This window comes from Bacillus sp. FJAT-45037 (assembly GCF_002797325.1).
GTDB lineage: Bacteria > Bacillota > Bacilli > Bacillales > Bacillaceae_D > Alkalihalophilus.
In genome coordinates this window covers 1,024,822-1,048,646 of sequence record NZ_KZ454938.1, presented here as the reverse complement: position 1 = coordinate 1,048,646, position 23,825 = coordinate 1,024,822, and the positions used below count along the sequence as shown (strand labels likewise).

Below are 23,825 nucleotides of genomic sequence, written 5' to 3'. Positions count from 1 at the left end.
ATTGTACAATTGGTATATTCAATTTATAATAATGATAGTCAATAAGGAGGCTGTTGTCATGTCGAACACATTTGATAGAGTTTTATTTCGGTTGTTTATTTTTTGGTACATAAACGGTGTTGTTTTATTAAGCTTTGATATTTTGCCTCCCGCACTTGAATGGGCGAATGCAGTCTTTTTAATTCTTTCAGGGTTGCTTGGTGTCGTATATTTCCTTCGAAATTACGGTCAGGCGATTGGGGGAATCATATCCGCACTCATTTTCATTGTTACGTTATTAGCAGAGGCAATCGGTGTACATTATGGATTATTTTTTGGACACTATTATTACAATCCAGATTTTGGACTCGTGATAATGGATCTTCCGCTAACGATCGGTTTTGCTTGGTTAATGGTCATTGCTACCACTCATGTCATTAGTAAACAACTCGTTCATATGATCGATTCGACGTGGCTTAAGGGGCTTGTCTATGTAGTGGTTGCTAGCTTGGCAGCGGTTGTCATTGACCTCATCATTGATCCCGTTGCCTTTCACGTTAAAGAATACTGGATCTGGCATCAGGGCGGACTATATTATGACATCCCTTTTTCAAACTTTGCAGGCTGGTTCTGGTTAGCCTTCATCTTACATAGCATCATCTTTATTTTCCTTACTCTAAAAAAATTATGGGTACAAGATGTTTCTCGATATTGGACTGATCGCATGGTTTGGTTATTTCTTTTGATGATCGTTATGTTTATGATCATTGCTGCAACGGCGGGACTATGGCTTTCGATTATTGTAACTGCCATACCAATGATCCTCTTACTTCTTGGCTATTTCATCTCACGTAAGAAGGAGAGTGAACATCAATGATCAAAGCCGATAAACAAGCATGGTTTCAATCTATGCTACATGCTTACAATAAATATTGGCTTCTTCGCAGAAATTTTTATACGGTTCATCTAAACGGTCGTGTCCCTGAAACCGATCGACCTATTCTACTCATTGCCAATCATTCTAGTTGGTGGGATGGTCTTATCTCTTTCTACCTTTCAGAGCAGCATATTAAACATGATTGTTACGCAATGATGGGAGAAGACGGCTTGAAGGAGTTCCCTTTTTTCCGCAAAATCGGTGCCTTTTCTGTGAATCCGAATAATCCTAGGTCATTACTTCAATCGCTTCGCTATGGCAAAGACAAGCTTGCTAGAAATCAAGCGGTCTGGATGTTTCCTCAAGGCGCTGAACAACATTTAGAAAAGCGACCACTCGATTTCATGGGTGGTGTTGCTTATTTGCTTGAAGATCGCCCTGATGTGTTAGTCGTTCCTGTGACGTATTACTACACGTTCATGCATGAACAACAACCCGAATTATTTATTCAGATCGGCACAGCAATTGAACATTCTGACTTAGGAGCTGACCGCACAAGCAAGACAGTATATTTAGAAACTTACATTACGAAACAGTTAGACCATCAAAAAGAACGACTGATTCAAGGAAACATTGAGGATTATCAACCCGTGATAACAGGAAGACGAACGGTCAGTGAATGGTTGCAATCCTATCGAACGAACCGGAGGAACGAATGATGATTATGACTCTTGTTCTTGTCTTAGTTTTCCTACTAGGTTGGACGATTATTAATCGATCCTTTATCCCGTCCTTACCCAAAGTAGTCAAAAATAACAGTGACTCACCATTAATCTCAGTAATGGTTCCGCTTCGAAATGAAGAACGAAATGTCCAGGGACTTATTCAATCCTTTTCTCAATTATCATACCCAAATCTAGAATTTATCTTTCTAGATGATGGTTCAGACGATCAAACAGGAGAATTGCTTAAGAGATGGAGCAAAACATTGCCCAACGCGAAGATTCTCCTCGGAAAGCCTCTCCCTGAAGGCTGGGTCGGTAAGGTCCATGCGTGCAAGCAATTAGGTCAAGCAGCGAAGGGCGACTATTTAGCATTCATCGATGCTGATATCCGCCTCGCACCTGAAACATTTGATCAATCGCTTGAGTTACTACGACTCAAACAAGCAGGTCTACTGACAGGGTTTCCACATTTCCCAACAACTAGCTTTTTAAGTAAGCTTCTTGTTCCTTTGCAGCACATGATAGTGATCTTGCATTTGCCGCTTTTTATGGCCAATCATTCAACAAAACCAGCTTTTACCGCCGCACATGGTGCTTTTATGTTCTTTAAGCGTCAGGCTTATGTAGATGCTGGAGGGCATGAGGCTGTCAAAAACTCCCTTGTTGAGGATGTTCATCTCACTCGCGCGGTAAAGAGGAGTGGTCACCGAGCGATTCTCGGGTCGGTGACGTCTTCTGTCACTTGCTATATGTATGAATCAAATCAAGAAGTGTGGGACGGCTTCTCAAAAAATATCTTCCCGGGAATTGGTCGGTCGATCCCTCTAGCTATTATGCTATCCATCTTTTATCTATTACTATTTGTACTACCTCTACCGGTTGCGATTATCGGAGTAATAAATAGTGACTGGTTGGCCTTGCTTCCACTAGCACTCACTTTATTGATCCGATTCTACATTGATTGGTCGATGAAGCAAGAAAGATGGCTATGGGTCCTCATGCCACTCTCAGCGGTTAGCCTTCTTCTTGTTCTATATCGCTCGATGTATTTAAGTATACGAGGCTACGGTTTCACTTGGAAGGGACGGCGTTATTCATGAAGAAAATAGGAATAGTCGGGGGCGGCCTTGGTGGATTAACGAGTGCTATTCTCCTTGCTCATGCAGGATTTGATGTTCATCTCGTAGAAAAGAACGATCATCTTGGTGGAAAAATGATGCGACATCGACTCGGTTCGGCAAATTTTGATTTTGGACCTAATACAATCACAATGCCTGATGTGTTTAAACGTATATTTGAAACAACAGGAGTCAATCCTGATGATTACGTGACATTCATTAAGCTCGATACTCATACACGAAATCATTTTCAAGATGGAACTTCCTTTGATCTTTCTACCAATCAAAAAGAGATGCTCGAGCAACTCTCTGCTTTTGAAGGGATAGATGTCACCGAAAAATTTGAAGCGTATAAACAGGAAATCACGCGACTCTATCATTTATCCGATCGTTATTTCTTACATCGTACCTTTACAAATTGGCGTGATTATTTATCACCTAGCCTTGCCGCTGCCTTGTTTCAAGTCAAGCCTTATCAGACACTTGAGGCCTTTCATCGCAGCTTTTTTCAAAATGAAAAAACGATTCAAATGTTGAACCGTTATGCGACCTACATAGGCTCTTCCCCGTATATTGCACCTGCTACCTTTGCGATGATTGCTTATTTAGAATTGCTCGATGGGGTGTACTATATCAAAGGCGGCAATCCAAGCCTTGCTGAAGCTCTCGCTAAACGTGCCGAAGAACTCGGCGTAACAATCACACGAGGTGTGGAAGTTACTCGGCTAGATGTATCAAAACGTTCGGTCTCGGCAATGCAACTTTCTAATGGACAATCCATTCAAGTAGATGAAGTCATTATGAACGGTGACCTTCTGTCTGTTTATCCAAAGCTAGTCCCAGAAAAATTTAGGAGCCACTTTACTGATAAGAAGATTACCCGTCATGAACCATCGATCTCAGCTTTTGTGATCCTAGTTTCTTTGAATAAAAGAATTGATTCCCTTATTCACCATCAAGTATATTTTAGTTCAGACTACAATGAAGAATTTCGTCAACTATTTGATCAAAAAAAATACGCACATGATCCAACAATTTATATCTGTAATTCATCTTTCACAGATCCGTCCGTCTCACCCGATGGCGATAATTTATTTATCCTTGTCAATGCCCCGCCCCTTCATCATGCAAATGCTGAAATGGATGTGACCCAATACAAGGAACTTATCTACCGAACGTTAAAAAAGTTTGACGTTGATCTTACGCCTTATATCATTGAAGAAAAGGTCATTGATCCTACTTGGATTCAAGATACCTTCTATTCTTATCTTGGCTCTTTATATGGTCCAGCTTCAAATCGTAAGAAAGATGCTTTTCTACGTCCTGCAAACAAAGCGAAAGACTTAGAGAATCTCTATTTTGTCGGTGGTTCTACTCACCCCGGTGGTGGCTCTCCGATGGTGACGTTAAGTGGTGAAAACATTGCCAAAGTGATTCAAAATAAACACACGTAAAAGACGTGCAAAGGCGAATCCCTTTGCACGTCTTTTTACGCTTCCATTTTATGCAAAATTTCTTGTTTTTCTTCTGCTGTAACGTAATGTCTCGTTTTAAAAACATTGTAGTCATTTTTACGAACCGACTTTAAAATAGCACGGTATAAGACAGCAGAACCTTTTACTTGCAGTCTAGAGTCAAGTGGGTAGCCATCCATTGAATTTAGTGCCTGTGTATAAAGATCTTCTGCTCGATGGGCAAGTTCTTCCCACATCGCAATAAATGATTCATTTACATTCCCATGACGTAAATCCTCTTCTGTGTAGCTATGCTTTTCCATCACTGACTTTGGTAAGTAGATTCTATCTTTCTCCAAATCTTCTTGAATGTCTCGTAGAATGTTTGTAATTTGCATAGCAAGACCTAATGCGATTCCACCAGGACGTAATGATTCATGGTTGTTCGGCGCTAGAACTGGTAAAAGCATTAATCCAACAGTACTTGCCACATGATACGAATATTCCTCAAGCTCTTCTAAGGTTTCGTACCTTACTTTCGTTAAGTCCATGCGCTGACCGCGTATCATATCGTAGAAGGCGATTTCATCCATGTCAAATTTCGTAAACACATCATCCAATGCTACCCATTTTGAGTCAGTTAAGGGAAGGTCGCCTCGAAGAAATCGATCGAAATTTTGTTCGAATTGTTTTAGCTCTTCTGTCGGATTACTTCCTTCATCAACAATATCATCGACCTTTCTACAAAATGCATACACAGCCCATACCGCATTACGTTTTGATTCTGGTAATGTACTGAACGCTTTCGTAAATGTTTGTGAATGCTGATGTATGATGTCGTAGCAGTCTCGGTAAGCTGCTTTTAACCTACTCATGTTTTTCACTCCCTTTACCATGAATGCACCATTTCTTCTGTATCAATATAATCCGCTAGTAGTTTTGCCCCTTGCATGACAATCGGAATGCCTCCCCCAGGATGAGTTGAAGCACCAACAGCATAAACATTATCGAACTTAAATGGTTTAAGTTGTGGACGGAACACACCTGATTGCCTTAGCGACGGGGCGATTCCGAAACTGCCTCCTGCATACAGACCATCTTGCAGCGCCATTTTAGGTGTTCGAACTTCCATCCACTCTATCGCATCTCTTAGGTCTGGGAAGGCTCTTTTTTCTAATTCATCGATTCGCTCCTCAATGTAGTGGTCGACATCATCCCAATTAACCGCATCACCAGACGGGACGGGAATTAACACATACATGACACCTTTTCCATCTGGAGCCAAGCTTGAATCAATGAGTGATGGGTGGAACACATACATGGACGGAGACGAAGGCAATGTCTTTTCATCGAACACTTCTTTCATATGTTTTTCAAAATCATCTGTCATTAAAAATTGATGAACATCTCTTTCTTCGTACGTTCGATTTAATCCGAAATACAACAGCAAGCAACCCGAAGAAGGTGTATAGGATTTCTTTTGCTTCGTAACAAGGTGTTCTGCATTTGGGAAATCTCCGTTTACAATAAAACGGTCAAATAATTCTTCTTGCTGCTTGTTATTCGTTTTGATTGCGACACAACGATTTCCTTCCATCACAAACTCTTCGACCTCTGATTCTAAACGGATATCGACACCTCGTTGTCTTAATTTCTTTTCAAACAATGAGATTAAACTCGCATAACCCCCCTGAACATACCAAATACCGTGATAATGTTCACTAAACGGTACCAACGAATATAAGGCGGGCGAACCATGCGGAGCTCCTCCTATATACAACGTTTGAAAAGAGAACGCTTCTTGCAAACGTGGGTGGTTAAAGTAACGACTTGCTTGACGCTTTACGGTCTCATATGCTTTTAATTTCCACAGAGTGTGAAGATTCGGAGCCGAGAAAAAGTCGCGTTTTCTTACAAAATCTCGATCAAGAAAAGCGGTCTTTCCTTCTTCGAACCTCCACTTCATGTCTGCTAAATAGCGATCAAAATTTTCTGTTTCTCCATCAAACCATTTATTCAATTCCGCATATTGTTTTTCTTTATCGCTCCATTTATAAAACGTCATTCCATCTGGGAAATGTAAACTATATAACGGATCAATTCGAGTAAGAGGAACTTCCTCACGAGTGATTCCAACTTCTTCTAAAATCGAATAAATCATCTCAGGCAATAAAACGATCGTTGGGCCTTTGTCGATTTTGAAACCATCTCGTTCAACAAAAGCTAACCTGCCACCTAATGTAGCTTCTTTTTCATATAAGACCACTTCATGCCCGCGTTGTCTTTCGTAAAGTGCCGACAACATTCCACCGACACCCCCACCGATAATGGCTGTTTTCATCGTGAAACCTTCACTCCTTCATCGGCATCCATTAATAGATTGGTTGTAATTCTAGCAGATTCAAAAATAGTCGGTAAACCACTCCCTGGATGCGTTCCACCACCGACCAACCAGCAGTTTTCTAATTCTTGAAATTTATTATGAGGTCTAAAGTACATCATTTGCCCTAAATTATGAGCCAAATTAAAGGTTGCTCCTCTGAATACATGGTGATCTCGTTGCCAATCAAGTGGAGTGATGATTTCTTCTGTTTCAAGATTCTCGCGCAATCCTTTGAAACTGGTCTTTTTTTCGATTTGATCATAGACTAAATCACGAAAAGATTCTTTATTCTCTTCCCAATCAATTAAACTAAAATTGTTTGGAACAGGCGCGAGTAAGTACATCGCTGATTTCCCTTTAGGCGCGAGTGTTGGATCAGTCACACTTGCATTTTGAATATAAATGGATGGATCACTCGATAACACTTTAGAATGAGTGATCTCTTGTACATTTTTTTTATAATCACTAGAGAACAAGATTGTGTGATGAGGGAGGTCGTATTCTTTTTTTACGCCTGCATAAATCATAAACGTTGAACAAGAATACTTTTTCTTTTCTAAGCGCTCCCTAGAGTAAGTTGTTAGTTCGCCTTCCTCTACGATTGTCGTCATCGCATGGGCAAAATCCGCATTGATAACTACTTCATCACAATGAAGTCTTTCTCCTCCGTCTAACTCGATGCCCACCACTTTTTTATTTTTTGTTATCAGCTTTTGGACGCCTGAATTTAAATGGATTTTCCCACCAAATTCACGAACAACCTCTGCCATCGCTTTAGGAATTTGATTTAATCCACCTTTAGGATGAAATATTCCATATTTATGTTCCATATAAGACAATATACTAAAAGCTCCTGGACACTCCCAAGGTGACATACCTAAGTACTTGGATTGGAAAGTAAACGTAAACTTTAATCTCTCATCATTAAAGAATGAAGAAAGCACCTGATAAAGAGAAGAACCGAGTGAGAGTTGCGGAAGCGCTTTAAGTGTTCTCCACTTGGTGTAATCTAATAATGAGCTATGACGATTTTGAAGAACAGGCATTAACGCCATCATCTTCTTCTCTGTGTCTTTCATAAAACGAAGATACCCTTGACCTTCGCCTGGGAACAGTTTGTCAATTTGCTTTTTCGTTTCTGATTGGTTTCGAGATGGAAACAAAGATAGCTCATCAAATTTCAGCTCATACATCGGATCGATCTCTATCATTGAAAGGTAATCATCCATCCTGCGGCCAACAGAATCAAATAACTCTTCTAATATATACGGCATACTTAGAAAAGTTGGGCCGCGATCAAATGTATAACCCTCCTTTGTAAAAGATGATGTGCGACCACCAACATATGGTTGTTTATCAAATACCTCTACTTGATAGCCGCGTCCTGCAAGGAGCATAGCTGCTGCCATACCGCCTGGACCCGCACCGATGACGAAAACTTTTTTCATGGCCATCGTACCCTTCCTCTCTCTTAGAAACACTAATAGTTAAAAAATAATTGTACATAACCTATACACAAATTATATTCGGTACAGTTCATTTTTTCAATTAATATCCCTCATATTATGTGAAATTAATGATAAAAAGACATGATAGAATGGTAACTCTCATGTCTTTTACGTGATTGCTATTTTGTTTGATTAACTAACGAAGATAATTCTTCTGTTAGCATTTCTAATTCTCTAAACCGTTCACTCATCGAATTCATGTATTCGTTTTGTTCTTCGACGCTCGCAAACACTTCTTCAACCATAGCATGTGATGCTTCTGTTCCATTTGTTACATTGGAAAGTTCGCCCGTTAAAGTATGAGACGATTTCTTTAATTTCAACACCAGATCGTTAAAGGAACTAGCCGTCTCAACAACCTTTTTCATCTGATCGAGTAAATAATGAAGGCTATTTTCTGTTTGTTCGGTCATATCCATGCTGCGATTAATCGCTTGTTCACTCTTGCTGACATCAAGAGAAACTGACTCTGTTTTTTGCCTAATATCATGAAGAAGCTGCGAGATTTCCTTAGTTGCAAGTTGGGAATTGGTCGCCAACTTCCTTACTTCATCTGCTACAACAGCGAATCCTCTGCCATGTTCTCCAGCACGTGCAGCTTCAATCGCCGCATTTAGAGCCAGTAAATTTGTCTGTTCCGCAATTTGGTCAACTGTTTGTAAAATGGTGCCGATATTTTTTGTTTTACTCGTTAACTCCATCATATTCTCATTCGTTCCAAGCACCATCTTTTGCACTTGACTGATTTCACTTGTTAGTTCACTTAATCGTTTATATCCTGTCTCGGTTTCAGTCAAACTATCCCGGGCAACGGTATTAACCGTCTCTGCATATTTTGATACATACCCTACAGATTGATCTTGCTCTCTCATTAAATCGTTCATTTCACTGACACTACTAGCTTGATGTTCAATACCCCCAGATACTTCTTTGAACGTTTCATAAAGTTGATCTGAGACTGCTTGTGTTGATTGGATATCCTCCTTTACTTGTCCACTAAACTGAGTAATTACTCGCTGAGATTCAGACACCTTTTGAAGAAGGCTCTCCACTTTTTCTTTTTCATGAGTCGCTTCTATCGCTTTTTTCTGCACATCTCGTTGCATATTCGATCCGATCTTCGCTTGTGCCATTAAAATCAACGTCAAAAGTAATACATAAAGATTTAATGAAACAAGTACATCGGTTCCTAGGCCGTTAAACATCGGCTCATTTAAATTCAAGAAGAAGTAATTCGTTAAGACCAATCCTAAAACGCCTGATAACGCAATCAATTTATAATGGTGATACAACGTCACAATGGCTAAACTTACATAGACAAGTAAGTAATTTGATAATTTTGGAGATGTTGTACCAAGAACCAATGTTAAAATTGAAAAAGAGACCGTTACAATAAGAGGGACAAATTGTTGCCATTTTTCTTGGTACGTTAGCAACGTGATAATACTTGCTAAAAAACCTCCAGTTAGCCCATAAGCGAGAATGCCGTCTATAGGCACACCACTAATAAAATTACTAAGTAACCCGAGTACAAACATCGCCCAAATCAGCTTTGTTAATAGTCGATTACGTTCATATAATTGATTCGTTTCTTTTATCAACTAATGACACCCCCCACAATAAAATGAATGAACACGCACTCACTATTAATCACCCTTTTTACCCCCACAAATAGTATGATAATTCGATCATAGCATAAAAGTCAGATACTCCCAACTTTTTTGAGGTGGAACAAAAAATAAACCAGCAATATCCGGATCGCTGGTCTAGGTTTTAATTTTTTTTGGATTTAAGGATAGCTTTACGATCAGCTAGTTGAGGCGGTTCTTCCATCCAACCATGCATAGCCATTAACTTTGCCCCTTCAGAAGCGAAATCAAAAATCGACTTTCCAAGCCCGGCTACTTTTACAGGTAGGTCACTTCGTAAGTTAAAGGCCGATCCGAATGCACTGCTACCTAATGAAAAGCTGCATAAAAGACTTGTACAATAAATCATTAGTTTATCCGAAAAAGGCGAGATCGTTGATGTTGTAATCGCTCCACTTGAAGGTATTGAGAATTGAATATCATCTTTTTTCATAATTCCGCTCATTTCATCCACCACTTGATTGGCTAATTTCTTTCCTTTAAGAAAATAAGCCTGGACATCTTTCTCTTTAGCTGTTTGAGCAAACCCTATCATCAGTGTTGTTCCGATCGTATTATTCTCAAGAGCATGAAACAAATGTGCCAATTCAATCGCATTTAATGTTCTTTCATCCCCAATTAATTTCGTTCCTTTAAAATAATCTTTCCCTTCAACAAAATGAACATCATTCGTAATCGCTAAAAAAGGTGGTTTAACTAATAAGGAATGTTCTTCTAAATATGCCTGGCATGCTTTATAATAATTTTGCGTTATCTCTGTGAGCTCTGCGTACAGATCAATAAGATCTTTTCGATAAGCCATATTTAAATGCATAGCATGCATACCGATACTGATGGCTTTCATTAGCTTAATAAACATAATATCAAAATGTTGTTCAAACAACTTAGGTGCCCCAGGATTCACATCATCTTTTGTGAAGCCTATAGGAACCGCCCCACCCTCTTCAATAAAGAGTTTTTCTAATTTTATTACCACTTTTGAGGTATCTTTATATAAGGACGACATAATTTTTTTAGCTTTTTTATCTTCACTACACTGTTCAAAATGCTCCAGCATTCTTAATAACATCGTTTTCTGCTGATACGTCATCCATATAATGGCGATTCCAGATGAAGATAGTTGTTCTTTCATGATTCACACTCCTTCTACTTTTATCTGTTAGAAATAATGTGCCCCATTTTTTTGAAGGTAATGCATCAGCTACCTCTTTTAAAGAAAAAAGACTCCACTAGAATGCACTAGTCAAGTCTCATCTAAACCTACCCTTTTACTTTTACATCATATTCCCTCATCCAAAAGTCCATTTGAATGAAATGTGCAAGAAGTTGCGGCCCAGCCATTAATTGACCAAAGTATGGAGTTCCCGTTGACAGTCCACCACTTTCTGCTGTTTCTTTTAATTTTTCTTTGTTAATAAACTCAAAAATCGGCGCGTCCTTATCCTTCAAAATGTCTTGAATGCCTTTTTGCACAGCGGATGTATAACTTGGATGATGCGTTTTCGGGTATGGACTCTTTTTGCGATATAGAATTTCATCTGGGACGACGCCTTCTAGAGCTTTACGTAAAATCCCTTTTTCTCTTCCTTCGAGCTGTTTCATCTCCCAAGGAATATTCCAAACATATTCGACTAAGCGATGATCTGAAAAAGGTACACGGACCTCCAGGCTTGCGCCCATGCTCATTCTGTCTTTACGGTCTAATAAGTTAGTCATAAACCAAATGATATTCAAGTATGAGATTTCACGTCGTCTTGCTTCTTCCTTACTGTCGCCAGCGAATCGTGGAGTTTCAAGAATGGTTTCTTTGTATCGATCATATACATATTTTTTTAGATCAATTTTCCTTTGCCATGTTTCGTTTAGGAGTCCTTGCCGCTCATCAATCGAGCGCATCCATGGGAAGTTGTCAATATTCATTATTTCAGGTTTATGAAACCACGGGTAGCCACCAAAAATCTCATCTGCACATTCCCCTGATAAACCAACCGTCACATCTTTTTTGATTTCCTTACAAAACCATAACAATGAGGAATCAATATCAGCCATACCTGGCAAATCTCGAACACGGACAGCATCTTTTAATTGATTCGCCAGTTCCTCGATCGAGATGACCGCATTATAATGTTTTGTTTGGCAAAAATCACTCATTAGCTTAATCCACGGTCCATCAGCATTCGGTTGAAAAGCATTTGCTTTAAAGTACTTATCATTTTCATCATAATCAACGGAGTAACTACGTACCGGACTGATCCCTTGACGCTCATAGACTTTTGCAGCAAGTGCCGTTAACACACTTGAATCTACTCCACCTGATAAAAACAAGCCTACTGGTACATCTGCAAACAATTGACGTTCAACAATATCCTCCATTAGCTCTCTAATGTATAAGGCCGTTTCTTCTGTCGTATGCTCATGCGCCATACTTTTTAATGTCCAATACCTGCTAATCGTTGCGCCGTTCCGATCATAGATAAGCATATGTGCAGGTCTTAATTCATTAATGTCTTTATAGACTCCATGCCCTGGCGTCCTCGAAGGCCCAAGCCCCATAATTTCTGAGATCCCTTCACGTTCGACCACAGCATCAATGTCCCGATGAGCAAGCAAAGCCTTTAATTCCGAACCAAACAATAAACAACCATTTCTTACAGTATAAAATAACGGCTTCACACCGAGTCGGTCCCGTGCCATAAACAAACTTTGATCTTGTTCATTCCAAATCGCAAACGCAAAAATCCCATTTAATTTTTCTAGACATTGATAGCCCCATTCAATATAAGATTTCAGCAATACTTCGGTATCAGAATGCCCTTTAAAATCATGCCCTCTTTGCAATAGCTCTTTGCGTATGTCTTCTGTATTATATAATTCCCCGTTATAAACGATGGTGTAATCTTTCTTTTTATACGTCCTGGTCATTGGTTGGATGCCGCCCTCAGGATCCACCACAATTAAACGAGCATGACCAAAACCTACATGCTTTGACGTCCACACATTTAAATCGTCTGGACCTCGTCTGTTTAATGTTTTTGCCATTTTCATGACTTCTGAACGCTCATCTCTCATATCACGACGCCAATCAATCCACCCTGTAATTCCACACATTCGTATCAGCCCCTCTTGGGAATTAATCACCATCTATATATATATCGATCTCTCTTAAGTCCTCTGCCCATAAACTATGCTATTCAACATCTCGCCCAAAAGTGCGATCTTTTTTTAAAAGAGACCATTCAGAGCTATTCGCTAAATAATGTACATCTACGCTTTGTTTACATTAAGTAGTTTAGGCAAACACTAAAATAGGAGGTGATCAACATGCATTATCCAGTGGCCGATCTACAACAAAAACAATTACAAGAAATACGAGAACTCGAACAACAACTAGGCGTCGTCCTGATCGCCTACAACACCACCCAAGACCAAACCACCCACCCCCAACAAATCAACCAACAAAGAGAACTAGATTTTTTTTAGGTGGAAAAGCGGAGGATTCCGTTAAGCGGTGTATAAAATGTAGGGCGGTGACCGAGATAAAGGAAACACGAAGAACGCAGTGATTCGATGTTGACTTATCGACCGAGCCGAACGGAATTTTACTAGCCGCTGGACTCCGCAGCTAGACACGAAAAGCGGAAGGGCTCGTTTAGTGGCGTATAAAATGGAGGGCGGCGACCTTTTTTCCATTTTCTTGCTGCATTTGCGCGGAAACTTGCCTCATTTGCGCGGAAATGATGACATGTCGCGCGTAACAGTCATATATTCGCGCGGAAACTGGTGCGATTCGCGCGAATAAGCTCAAATAAAAAGCAAGTCCATCGACTGGACTTGCTTTTCTCTCTGTTGATATCTGCCCTACAATAGAAATAGAACATTTATTGGGGGTGTATGATGGATCTTCGTTTCATTCAGAAAATGCTGGTTCAAGTTGGTGAGACGTACACGAATGGTGAGCCGCTCAGTCTTAGTCAAAAAGAATTAGAAGAACTTTCAATCAAAATTAAAGAACGATTAGATACGTCCACTGATGAAACAGCTATAATTGTCGTACATGATGTTATGTATAGCTTTTTCACTGGTCAATCAGACGACTGACGTTTATTCATTAATTTCTTTACTTTCTCTTTTGGTTCCCAACATGAAAATTGGTAGGTCGGTTTCGTCTCGTAGCCTAATCTTTCACAAAAATAATGCATCTTATCGTTAGCTCGTGTCGCTTTAAAATGTATACAGGAAGCACAGCAATGGAATTCGTTCACGTCGGTCACTCCATTTCTTATTTTTGTCGCATTTTCTTGCCTGCTATCTTTTCAAACAGTGTCGGCATGAGTTGATACATTTTAGAGGCGACTCCCATCCATTTCGGGAGATTCAGCTCACGTTTAGGCTTCTTCATGATCGCTATGATCTTCTTTGATACATATTCTGGTGTTAGCATGATGTTCTCGATGTTTTTGACGTACGTGCCTTCTTCGTCAGCTCTTTCAAAAAATGGTGTTCGGATCGGTCCTGGGTTAATGGCCGTTACAAAAATAGAAGCTTCGGCAAGCTCAAGACGAAGTGCATTTGTATACCCTAAAACAGCGTGCTTAGAAGCCGCATAGACACTTGATTTAGGGGTAGCAAGCTTGCCTGCTTGTGAAGCTATATTAATGATATGACCACGGTTTTGAAGTTTCATTCGTGGAATCACGGCTTTGGTCATCGCCATCAAACCTAACACATTGACCGCAAACATCTCTTCATTGTCAATAATGGAAGCTTTGTCTGCATAATCAAACACTGCAAATCCAGCATTGTTCACGAGTATATCTATTTTTCCAACTTTTTCAAATACATCTTGAACGATTGCTTCTATATCAGCTGTTTTGCTAAGATCAAGTTTATAAATAAAAACGCTACCACCGATTGATCGAATTGTATCTGCTACTTCGTTTAGACGGTCTTCATTTCTGGCAAATAACACAGGTGTAGCTCCTGCTTTTGCCACATCGATCGCAAGTTGTTTGCCTAGACCACTCGAAGCTCCAGTGATCCAAATAGATTGATTCGTTAAATTCATGATGACACTCCTACTCCTTTATTTAAGGAACCATTATACTGCTAGTGTACTGGACAGATGAATGATATAGCAAAACATTTCTATGAAAACGGTTTAAAATTGTAAGAATCTTCTGATTACAACTTGACGAATAGCTTGACTAGTGATTATAATAATGAAAATTAAATCGGATGCGTTGAGAGGGATTAGTACGTAAGCAATATGTGAACAGAGAATGGTCTCACCGGTTGAGAGGACCATCACCCCTGTTGCTACTGAACCTGCCCTCGAGCAGTTAGGTGAAAGCCTGACCGTTTGTCCTCGATACGGATAACTAAGTGGGCATATCTATGTCAATCAAGGTGGTACCGCGGAGGCAACCCTTCCGTCCTTAAATTTTAAGGACGGAAGGGTTTTTATTTTTCCAGTGCTTAACCCGTACACTTAAAAATACTTGTGAAAGAAGGAAATCATTATGAAGAGTCAAAGGTTAGTGATGAAGGTTGGAAGTAGTTCTCTAACTGAGGCAAATGGAGCCCTTAGCATAGAAAAATTAAAAGGTCATGTCGAGGCGATCGCCGCAGCTAAAAAGCTAGGACATGAAGTCGTTCTCGTTTCATCTGGTGCGATTGCTGCCGGGTTCGCTTCTCTCGGTTACCCAAGTCGCCCAATCACAACCGCGGGCAAGCAAGCAGCAGCAGCCGTTGGTCAAGGGCTATTGATGCAAGCGTACTTACAAGAATTCAATAAATATGGATTAACAGCTGCTCAGCTTTTATTAACGAGAGAAGATTTTTCCCATCAAGAAAGATATCAAAATGCGTTGCACACCCTTACTGAATTATTAAAACGTTCGGCTGTTCCAATCATCAATGAAAATGACTCTACTTCGATTGAGGAATTAACGTTTGGTGATAATGACATGCTCTCAGCCTTAGTCAGTGGCTTCCTGCATGCCGATACCCTATGCATGATCACCGATGTCAATGGATTATATGATTCAAATCCAACGAACAATCCAAAGGCAAAAAAATATCATCACCTTCCTGAAGTGACAACTGAGTTGATGCAAGTTGCCGGTCAATCAGGGTCTAAGGTTGGTACTGGAGGAATGAAATCAAAACTTCTAGCTGCTAAACAAGCCCTTCCATTTGGTGTCAATGTGTTCATTGGCCAATCAAGTGGACAGGAAACATTACAAGACATTGTTTCTGGAAAAGGAGATGGCACCTATATTGGCTCATTTCAACAAGTTGCTGTCATGCCCGCCTCTAAACAGTGGTTAGCCGTTCACTCCGAAACACATGGCCGCCTCATCATTGATCAAGGTGCAGAAAAGGCCTTACTTTTTAAAGGAAAAAGCTTGTTACCAGTAGGAGTTGTTAGCGTTACTGGATCATTTGAGCCTGGGGATGTCGTTGAAATTGCAAACTTAAAAGGTGACATCATCGGCAAAGGTCAATCAAGCATGTCGGCCGAAGAGCTTGAATTAATTAAAGGGTTGACGACCAAAGAAGCCAATGAGCAAATACCAGGATTAAAAGCGACCATTATACATCGTAATCAATGGGTATCGACCACAAAGGAGAAGATTAAATGATAAATGAAGTGTATGATAAAGCAAAACAAGCACAAGCCATTGCCCCTAACCTAGCAAATTTGCCAACAGAACAAAAAAACAAAGCTTTACAAGTCATGGCTCGCATCCTTCGTTCCGAGCAAGACTATCTTCTCTCAGAAAACAAAAAAGACATCGAAGCTGCAAAAATGAATGAAATAAGTGACACAATGATTGACCGATTAACCTTAACAAAGGATCGGATTTCAGAAATGGCAAATGCCCTAGAACAAGTTGCTACACTTGATGATCCGATCGGGGATGTTCTTGAATCTTCGGAACGCCCGAATGGTCTTCACTTAAAAAACATTCGAGTTCCTTTAGGTGTTGTCGCTATGATTTACGAGGCCCGTCCGAATGTCACCGTTGATGCAGCAAGCCTTTGCTTAAAGACAGGAAATGCCGTCCTCCTTCGTGGAAGCTCGACAGCTATTCATTCCAATATCGCCCTTGTCGATGTCTTACAAGCAGCATTAAAGGAAGTTTCGATCTCTATTGAGGCTATTCAATTAATCGAGGACACAAGTAGGCAAACAGCAGAACATTTATTTACATGCCGTGAATACATTGATGTATTATTAATACCAAGAGGCGGAGCTCGCTTGATTCAAGCGGTTGTTGAAAAGGCTCGTGTACCTGTCATAGAAACAGGGGTGGGAAACTGCCATATTTATATCGATGATTCAGCCAAAGTGGAACTAGCGAAGAACATAGTTGTTAATGCAAAAACTCAGCGACCATCTGTTTGTAATGCAGCTGAAACGATCATTATTCATGAAGCTTGGGCCGAAGATCATTTCAACAGCTTAGTAGATGTCCTTGATCATTATGGTGTAACTTTTTATGGAGATGAGAAAGCCTGCATCATGGACTCAAGAGTAAACATTGCTACAGAGATTGATTGGACAGATGAATACCTAGATTTAAAGGTAGCGATAACTATCGTCCCTTCATTAGATAAAGCAATCAACCATATCCGCCAATATGGAACAAAACATTCAGAGGCGATTATTAGCGAAACAGATTTGAACGTAAAAATATTCCAGCAACTTGTCGATGCTGCTGCGATCTACCATCACGCCTCGACTCGTTTTACAGACGGCTTTGAATTTGGCTTTGGCGCAGAAATCGGTATAAGCACACAAAAACTCCATGCAAGAGGACCGATGGGATTACACGCTCTTACATCAAATAAATACCTTATCAAAGGTAACGGACAAATTAAAGGATAGGTGAATCGATATGCTAACGAATAAAACGATTACATTTTTAGGAGCAGGGGCAATGGCCGAAGCGATCATCGGAGGACTTTTACGCAATCAAATTGTCCGACCGAATCAGATCATTGCGACAAACCTTTCAGATACTCAAAAATTAGAACGATTAGAAGAACGCTACCAAATCCGAACAACGAGTGACCGATTACAAGCAGTAAAAGAAGCTGACCTAATCGTTTTGGCAATGAAACCTAAAAATATCGAGGAAGCCATTTCTGATATAAAACATTTGATTAATTTGGATCAATTACTTATTTCAGTGATAGCTGGGATTCCAGCATCTTATATTGAAGATTTAACGGGCCAACATGTACGCGTCATCCGTACGATGCCAAATACGTCTGCCAAGGTCGGAGCCTCAGCCACAGCAATCAGTGCTGGTTCGTTTGCCTCTGATGAAGATTTAGACATCGTCGCTTTATTATTCTCAGCCGTTGGGACCGTTACGATTGTGCCTGAGGTGAAAATGGATGCGGTCACGGGGGTAGCAGGAAGCGGCCCAGCCTACTTCTACTATTTAATTGAAGCCATGGAGAATGCTGCGATCGAGAGTGGTCTGACAAGAGAAGAAGCTACTGCACTCATTACTCAAACCGTTGTCGGTGTTGGGAAACGATTACAGGATACGTCAAAAACAGCGCGTGAGCTTTATGAAGAAGTAATGAGTCCAAACGGTACAACGGAAGCTGGAATTACATTACTCAGCGAACGAAACGGTCAAGATGCAATGCATGATGCGATCATCAAAGCCATTGCCCGCTCAAAAGAACTTGGATCAGTGTTTACAGGAAGCAAATTTTAGTAAAACGGCTTTTTCAAGTGAATAGTTTATGTTAAGAACCTCCACACATCATTCAAAAAGAAAGAGGCTAGGACGTAAGTATTTTAATTAACAAGAATCCTAACAATGCGCTAAGCTAGCACATTGTTGGGATTCTCAGTTAAACACTTTCTATATGTCCAAGCCTCTTTCTAATTTTTCATTTGATCAGCGATCCACTTACCCGCCGTGATACCAGAGAGAATCGCTCCTTCTACTTTCCCTTCGAAAAAGCAATCTCCAGCAAATACAATCGGAGCAGGGTACACCGTTTTTAATACTCGGTCTGGATACAACGTTTTCGGTTTAGCATAACGCCAACGCTTTACCTCCATATTAATTATATCTTCCTCAGAAACAATGTGATCAAGCTTTGCTAAAAGTAAGTTGCGAATCTCTTCATCTGTATCATCAAAATGGGCTGCACTCCAGTCACCCGAAGCATGCACTGTGAGGATCGGCTTAGTAGAAATCCCTTTTTGCTGGTTGTCTGCAATAAATGCAAGATCCCCTTGACCTTGAACCCCGCCTTTTTGTGGGAGTTTACTTTCTTTGTTTAAGGCTATCATTAAGCCCACACATGGCTCATAATCCAATTGAGATAATTCTTCTTTAATGTCACTTTCTATACCGTTAAAATCCATCCATGTTAAAGCTTGAGGCACAGGGATGGTGGAAATGAGCCCTTTAGCAACAATTTCTGTCCCTGTTTTTTCTTGTTCATCTTCAACATGTACATGCCAAGAACCCTCTTTATAATGAACTGTTTTCGCACGAGTGTGCAAGGAGACGTCTATTCCTGTTGCTAGATCCTTTGTTAAAGCATTCATTCCATCTGTTGCTGCGTAGCGCGGATATTCGTCTGAATGAATCTTTATTTCTCCCGTATCAGACAACTGATGGAACCCCTTCGTCCATTCATATACGACGCCTGATTCGATCCACTGATCAACTAGTTCCTTCATTTCATCACTTCTTGCAGTGAAAAATTGCGCCCCGTGATCAGCTTTCCCTGTATCAATTCTTCTCGTCGCCATCCTCCCTCCTACACTTCTTCCTTTATCTATCAATATGTAAAAAATTCCTTTTTCTTTTAAAGCATTAGCCGCCATTATCCCAGCAAGCCCCGCACCTAATATTAATACAGACGTTTCTTTTTTCATCGGAAGTAATCCCCTTTCTCATACTAATATTCTATCAAATTCGACATGAAAACCGCAATAAGATGCCTTGATCTACCTCTCTTTTCAAAATACTTGCTTGTCTTCCTTGCTTACTTTCTAGTAAAATAGGAAAAGTGTATAGGCGAAACGGAGAAGGAGTTACATTATTAATGGAAAACAAGCAATCATCTAGTACGACACCACCATTTGTAGCCGCTGTTCAGCGTGTTGTGTTTCATAAAGCATTTACACCAATCATCATTACGTTGATTTTATTTAATGCAATCATCGTCGGTCTTGAAACCTACCCTTCCATATATGAAGGATATAGCGGTTGGTTTTACGCAGCAGATACGGCGTTACTCTGGATTTTCACAGTAGAGATCACTTTGCGTTTTATCGCTGCCCGGCCAACAAGAGATTTCTTTAAAAGTAGCTGGAACTGGTTCGATCTCTTAATCGTCGCAGCAGGCCATATTTTTGTCGGAGCTCATTTTGTTACCGTTTTAAGAATTTTACGTGTGTTACGTGTTCTTCGTGCGATCTCAGTCATTCCGTCCCTTCGTCGTTTAGTAGACGCGCTATTGATGACCATTCCTGCTTTAGGAAACATCATGATTTTAATGAGTATAATTTTCTATATTTTCGCGGTCGTTGGCACGATGCTCTTTAACACAGTAGCACCCGAATACTTTGGAAATTTACAATTAACTTTACTTACGTTGTTCCAAGTTGTCACGCTTGAGTCATGGGCAAGTGGTGTTATGCGACCAATCTTTGCTGAGGTTTGGTGGTCTTGGATTTATTTCGTACTTTTCATCCTAGTTGGAACGTTTATCGTCTTCAACCTATTTATTGGTGTTATCGTAAGTAACGTAGAGAAAGCCAATGAAGAGGAAATGAAGTCTGATCTAGAAGAAGCTGAAAAAGATATGAAAGATGAGATTACTTCCTTACGAAATGAAGTATCAGAAATGAAAGATTTGTTAAAACGCATCCATAACAATCAATCAAAAAATGGATAAAAAAAGCGAGCGTTTATATAAACGCTCGCTTTTTACTATAGAACCACTTCTACAACCGCACCGAAAAATTCTGCATATAATTCCCTGACGGCACGGTCGGTATCCTCTTTATGAATTCCAAGAACTAAACTCACTTCCGAAGAACCTTGGTTGATCATTTCGATGTTTACATTAGCACGGGCAAGCGCTGCTGTTGTACGGGCCGATACTCCAACGGTATTTTGCATCCCTTCGCCTACAATCATAATCATCGCAAAGTCTTTTTCAATATAAACATCATCAGCACATAATTCTTCACGAATCCGACGAACAATTCTTTCCTCATTCTCAGGTGTCAGCTGACATTGACGGAGTATGACCGATGTGTCATCAATACCTGATGGGATATGTTCATATGATAAACCTTCATCTTCAATAATCTGGAGCAAACGACGTCCGAACCCTACTTCTCTGTTCATTAAGTATTTTCGTACATAAATCGTCGAAAAACCTTCATCAGCTGCAATCCCTATTACTGGATTTAAGAAATACTCTCGTTCTGCCATAATCATAGTTCCTGAAGAAGATGGATTATTTGTGTTTTTCACACAGACCGGAATTCCTTTTCTGAAAGCTGGAATTAATGCTTCATCATGAAAGACAGAAAACCCAGCATAAGAAAGTTCTCGCATCTCACGATAAGTCATTTTTTTGATTTTTACTGGCTCGTGGACTACATTTGGATTCGCAGCAAAAACCGAATCAACATCGGTAAAGTTCTCATATAATTCCGCTTCGACTCCTGCAGCTAAAATAGACCCTGTAATATCGGAACCCCCACGTGGGAATGTGACCAATGTTCCTTCTTTAGAAAAACCAAAGAATCCCGGAAAGACAATAATATCACCTGTTCCTTTTAATGTTTTCAAATTCTCATAAGCTTCCGGTAGCACCTGTGCATTGCCAGGTTCATCACTCACAAGTAATCCAGCTTCTTTAGGATTTAAGTATCTTGCTCTAAGTCCTATCATTTGCAGGTATGCAGCAATTAATTTGGCGTTATTATCTTCTCCACTTGCCTTAATCAGGTCCATAAATGAGTCAGGACGCTCTCGGTCAAATTGGAGACGTTCACGTAAATCTGCTTCAATCGTTGCCATAATTGAACGATCTAACTCTAATTCATTTGCAATGTCTTCATAACGTTCAAGTACAGCTTGAAGTTCCTTTTCTGCAACGCCGTATTCTAAGTATGCAACACATAATGTAATTAACAAATCCGTCACTTTCGTATCACCCGAATGTCTCTTACCAGGTGCAGATACGACAACAATTTTTCGCTCCGTATCATCTGAAACAATTTTTGCTACTTTTTTAATTTGCTCTGCACTCGCTACAGATGTCCCTCCAAATTTAGCTACTTTCATCTCGTCTCTCCAGCTCCTATCATCTCTCATTTTCTCTGTTTATCTAATTTATTCGAACATTCCAACTATATCATAACTGTATTTGAAGGGCAAAACGCATCTATGTGACTTATAGCGCATACTTACACCTCTTAATGGGTATTCTACGCTCATCCAACGATCACGTACATTTTAAGCTCCTTCTGCCCTCTGTCTCCCATATGCTCGCATCCATTTCCAAAAGAAGGTGTTCCAGCACATTTTTCTGTAAAGTCTACTTTATGCACGTTTCTTCTTTCGTATGTAAGAATATTCACGCTAAAATAGATAGATAAAAAGTCGCTATGGTATTCCCCTTCATACACAAAAATAACCTCTTCTCACTGCGCGCAGTGAGAAGAGGTTATTTTTTAACTAAACCAAGCCAACAAGATTGGCTTTTTGTCACCGCTTAGTGCTTCACTCGTGCATGATGATTCTACCTCGTAATTTAAATCATTTGCATATTGATACGTCGTCTCTTCTAAGTTATTCGTTAGATCCGCATTGTCATAGCACTCTGGTGCACTATACACTTTTTTTGTATGATCAATGATCACTCGTTCATCATTCGGTTCTACTGTCACTTGGATCGTTAAGCCTAAAATAATTAAAATCACAGCAAGACCTATGAAAATACCTGTTCCTTTTTTCAAAGCATTCACTTCCTTGTCTCTATCTCCATTTGAGTGTAATATGTATAGGTCCGATGTGCAACCCGTACATGATGTATAATCTTTATAAGCAATTTGTTTTTTTGATATGAAAAATTATGATATGATAATCTCGTAATTTAAAAGATTATTTTAACTTGTTATAGCATGATGAATGCAACAATCAGGAGTGATAATAATGAATAGACAATTACCACCTAAGGCCGAACGACATCGTCACTTTGGCTCAGTTGAACCGATTGAAGGAACGAAGCCAAAAGAAAAAGATAAAATGCCCGACTTACAAAATAAACCAGATGATTTTTACTTCCCGATCCAAAAAGTAGGGATCTCAAAAGTGAAATATCCGGTAATGATTGAATCGGACCTTGCACCGACTGTTCAAACGACTACAGCTGAGTTTGCGATGACGACTAGTTTAGATGCTAAGTTCAAAGGAATTAATATGAGTCGCTTAACAGAGCAACTACACATCTTTTTCCAAACTCACCTATTATCCGTTGAAACATTACGGGAATTCACAACGATTTTAGCACGTGAAATGAAGCAACAAGCATCAAATGTTCAAGTTACATTTCCTTGGTTTTTCACAAAATCAAGTCCCGCAATGCAAAAAGAAGGAATGGCACATGCCAATGTTACGTATGATATTAGTTTTAATGAAGAAACCGGCTACACGTCTAAAATCACATTGGTTGCTGCTGTGACAACATTATGTCCATGTTCAAAAGAGATCAGTGAATACAGCGCGCATAACCAACGCGGATTTGTTACGATGTCTGTTGTCGTTGATGAACACGCTGACATTGATTGGAAATCCACTCTATTAGAAGCAGCAGAAAGCAATGCAAGTTCCATTCTTTATCCTGTTTTAAAGCGTCCAGATGAGAAAGCTGTTACAGAACATGCTTACGAAAATCCACGTTTCGTTGAAGATCTCGTTCGTCTTGTCGGAGCTGACCTTTACGAGCACGAAGCTGTCCGTTCATTTGAAATTGAATGCCGCAATGAAGAGTCCATCCACCAGCATGATGCGATTGCTCAGCTTTCGTTTACAAAAGAAGTATAATCTACGTAGTTATAGCTA

At 39.9% G+C, this 23,825-nt stretch carries 21 protein-coding genes; 11 read left to right on the top strand and 10 right to left on the bottom strand.

Translation table 11 applies throughout. The annotated features are described in order from the left end of the window. Positions 1 to 58 precede the first annotated feature (58 nt). The 4 genes from CDZ88_RS05340 to CDZ88_RS05325 are packed head-to-tail and all read left to right on the top strand — an operon-like array spanning position 59 to position 4,153. Positions 59 to 856, top strand: coding sequence for a carotenoid biosynthesis protein (locus CDZ88_RS05340; protein ID WP_157796485.1), 798 nt, complete (start codon positions 59 to 61; stop codon positions 854 to 856). Next, a complete protein-coding gene (locus tag CDZ88_RS05335; protein ID WP_100372552.1) occupies positions 853 to 1,575 on the top strand; it encodes a lysophospholipid acyltransferase family protein in 723 nt (240 codons plus the stop codon). Before CDZ88_RS05340 ends, CDZ88_RS05335 begins: the two co-directional genes overlap by 4 nt. Then, positions 1,572 to 2,681, top strand: coding sequence for a glycosyltransferase family 2 protein (locus tag CDZ88_RS05330; RefSeq protein ID WP_232718571.1), 1,110 nt, complete (start codon positions 1,572 to 1,574; stop codon positions 2,679 to 2,681). Before CDZ88_RS05335 ends, CDZ88_RS05330 begins: the two co-directional genes overlap by 4 nt. Further along, the gene (locus CDZ88_RS05325) at positions 2,678 to 4,153 is read left to right on the top strand and encodes a phytoene desaturase family protein (RefSeq protein ID WP_100372550.1); all 1,476 of its coding nucleotides are present in this window, start codon (positions 2,678 to 2,680) and stop codon (positions 4,151 to 4,153) included. The genes CDZ88_RS05330 and CDZ88_RS05325 overlap by 4 nt, the downstream gene beginning before the upstream one ends. A 35-nt stretch (positions 4,154 to 4,188) precedes the next feature. Here the strand turns inward: CDZ88_RS05325 and CDZ88_RS05320 are convergent, their stop codons facing one another. The 6 genes from CDZ88_RS05320 to asnB all read right to left on the bottom strand — a co-directional run bounded on the left by CDZ88_RS05320 (position 4,189) and on the right by asnB (position 12,801). Continuing rightward, a complete protein-coding gene (locus CDZ88_RS05320) occupies positions 4,189 to 5,028 on the bottom strand; it encodes a phytoene/squalene synthase family protein (RefSeq protein WP_198507821.1) in 840 nt (279 codons plus the stop codon). Between the two features lie 14 nt (positions 5,029 to 5,042). Next, positions 5,043 to 6,494 carry a phytoene desaturase family protein gene (locus tag CDZ88_RS05315; RefSeq protein ID WP_100372549.1) on the bottom strand — a complete coding sequence of 484 codons (1,452 nt, stop codon included), beginning with the start codon at positions 6,492 to 6,494 and terminating at the stop codon, positions 5,043 to 5,045. Then, positions 6,491 to 7,990, bottom strand: coding sequence for a phytoene desaturase family protein (locus CDZ88_RS05310; protein WP_232718569.1), 1,500 nt, complete (start codon positions 7,988 to 7,990; stop codon positions 6,491 to 6,493). The genes CDZ88_RS05315 and CDZ88_RS05310 overlap by 4 nt, the downstream gene beginning before the upstream one ends. Positions 7,991 to 8,163: 173 nt before the next feature. Beyond that, positions 8,164 to 8,745, bottom strand: coding sequence for a methyl-accepting chemotaxis protein (locus CDZ88_RS17975; RefSeq protein WP_442857111.1), 582 nt, complete (start codon positions 8,743 to 8,745; stop codon positions 8,164 to 8,166). A 1,072-nt stretch (positions 8,746 to 9,817) separates the two neighbouring features. Further along, positions 9,818 to 10,825, bottom strand: coding sequence for a DUF3231 family protein (locus CDZ88_RS05300; protein WP_100372547.1), 1,008 nt, complete (start codon positions 10,823 to 10,825; stop codon positions 9,818 to 9,820). 128 nt (positions 10,826 to 10,953) lie between these two features. Beyond that, a complete protein-coding gene (gene asnB / locus CDZ88_RS05295; RefSeq protein WP_100372546.1) occupies positions 10,954 to 12,801 on the bottom strand; it encodes an asparagine synthase (glutamine-hydrolyzing) in 1,848 nt (615 codons plus the stop codon). 213 nt (positions 12,802 to 13,014) lie between these two features. On the opposite strand from asnB, the gene CDZ88_RS17585 reads away from it, so the two are divergent. Continuing rightward, positions 13,015 to 13,173, top strand: a complete 159-nt coding sequence (locus CDZ88_RS17585) for a hypothetical protein (protein WP_198507820.1) — start codon at positions 13,015 to 13,017, stop codon at positions 13,171 to 13,173. A gap of 414 nt (positions 13,174 to 13,587) precedes the next feature. After that, entirely contained in the window at positions 13,588 to 13,791 is a 204-nt protein-coding gene (locus CDZ88_RS05290) for a YqzH family protein (RefSeq protein ID WP_157796484.1), read from the top strand. Positions 13,792 to 13,972: 181 nt separating this feature from the next. On the opposite strand, the gene CDZ88_RS05280 is transcribed toward CDZ88_RS05290, so the two are convergent. Beyond that, positions 13,973 to 14,758: an SDR family NAD(P)-dependent oxidoreductase gene (locus tag CDZ88_RS05280; RefSeq protein ID WP_100372543.1), complete on the bottom strand. Its 786-nt coding sequence runs from the start codon at positions 14,756 to 14,758 to the stop codon at positions 13,973 to 13,975. A 454-nt stretch (positions 14,759 to 15,212) separates the two neighbouring features. Here CDZ88_RS05280 and proB point away from each other — a divergent pair, with 454 nt between their 5' ends. The 3 genes from proB to proC are packed head-to-tail and all read left to right on the top strand — an operon-like array spanning position 15,213 to position 18,434. Further along, complete coding sequence (gene proB / locus CDZ88_RS05275) at positions 15,213 to 16,337, top strand: glutamate 5-kinase (RefSeq protein ID WP_100372542.1); 1,125 nt, start codon at positions 15,213 to 15,215, stop codon at positions 16,335 to 16,337. Next, entirely contained in the window at positions 16,337 to 17,587 is a 1,251-nt protein-coding gene (locus CDZ88_RS05270; protein ID WP_157796577.1) for a glutamate-5-semialdehyde dehydrogenase, read from the top strand. The genes proB and CDZ88_RS05270 overlap by 1 nt, the downstream gene beginning before the upstream one ends. Before the next feature lie 10 nt (positions 17,588 to 17,597). Then, entirely contained in the window at positions 17,598 to 18,434 is an 837-nt protein-coding gene (gene proC / locus CDZ88_RS05265; RefSeq protein WP_100372540.1) for a pyrroline-5-carboxylate reductase, read from the top strand. A gap of 170 nt (positions 18,435 to 18,604) precedes the next feature. Here proC and CDZ88_RS05260 read toward each other — a convergent pair whose 3' ends face one another. Then, positions 18,605 to 19,615 (bottom strand): NAD(P)/FAD-dependent oxidoreductase, encoded by a 1,011-nt coding sequence (locus tag CDZ88_RS05260; protein WP_100372539.1) that lies wholly within the window; start codon positions 19,613 to 19,615, stop codon positions 18,605 to 18,607. A 170-nt stretch (positions 19,616 to 19,785) separates the two neighbouring features. Here CDZ88_RS05260 and CDZ88_RS05255 point away from each other — a divergent pair, with 170 nt between their 5' ends. Next, on the top strand, positions 19,786 to 20,640 hold the full coding sequence (locus CDZ88_RS05255) for an ion transporter (protein WP_100372538.1): 855 nt from the start codon (positions 19,786 to 19,788) through the stop codon (positions 20,638 to 20,640). Positions 20,641 to 20,675: 35 nt separating this feature from the next. Here CDZ88_RS05255 and CDZ88_RS05250 read toward each other — a convergent pair whose 3' ends face one another. Both CDZ88_RS05250 and CDZ88_RS05240 read right to left on the bottom strand, forming a co-directional pair. Continuing rightward, the gene (locus CDZ88_RS05250) at positions 20,676 to 22,046 is read right to left on the bottom strand and encodes an aspartate kinase (protein WP_100372537.1); all 1,371 of its coding nucleotides are present in this window, start codon (positions 22,044 to 22,046) and stop codon (positions 20,676 to 20,678) included. A 389-nt stretch (positions 22,047 to 22,435) separates the two neighbouring features. Further along, positions 22,436 to 22,729 carry a hypothetical protein gene (locus CDZ88_RS05240; protein ID WP_442857083.1) on the bottom strand — a complete coding sequence of 98 codons (294 nt, stop codon included), beginning with the start codon at positions 22,727 to 22,729 and terminating at the stop codon, positions 22,436 to 22,438. A 187-nt stretch (positions 22,730 to 22,916) separates the two neighbouring features. Here CDZ88_RS05240 and folE2 point away from each other — a divergent pair, with 187 nt between their 5' ends. Further along, positions 22,917 to 23,807, top strand: a complete 891-nt coding sequence (folE2, locus tag CDZ88_RS05235) for a GTP cyclohydrolase FolE2 (protein ID WP_100372534.1) — start codon at positions 22,917 to 22,919, stop codon at positions 23,805 to 23,807. The last annotated feature ends 18 nt before the right edge of the window (positions 23,808 to 23,825 follow it).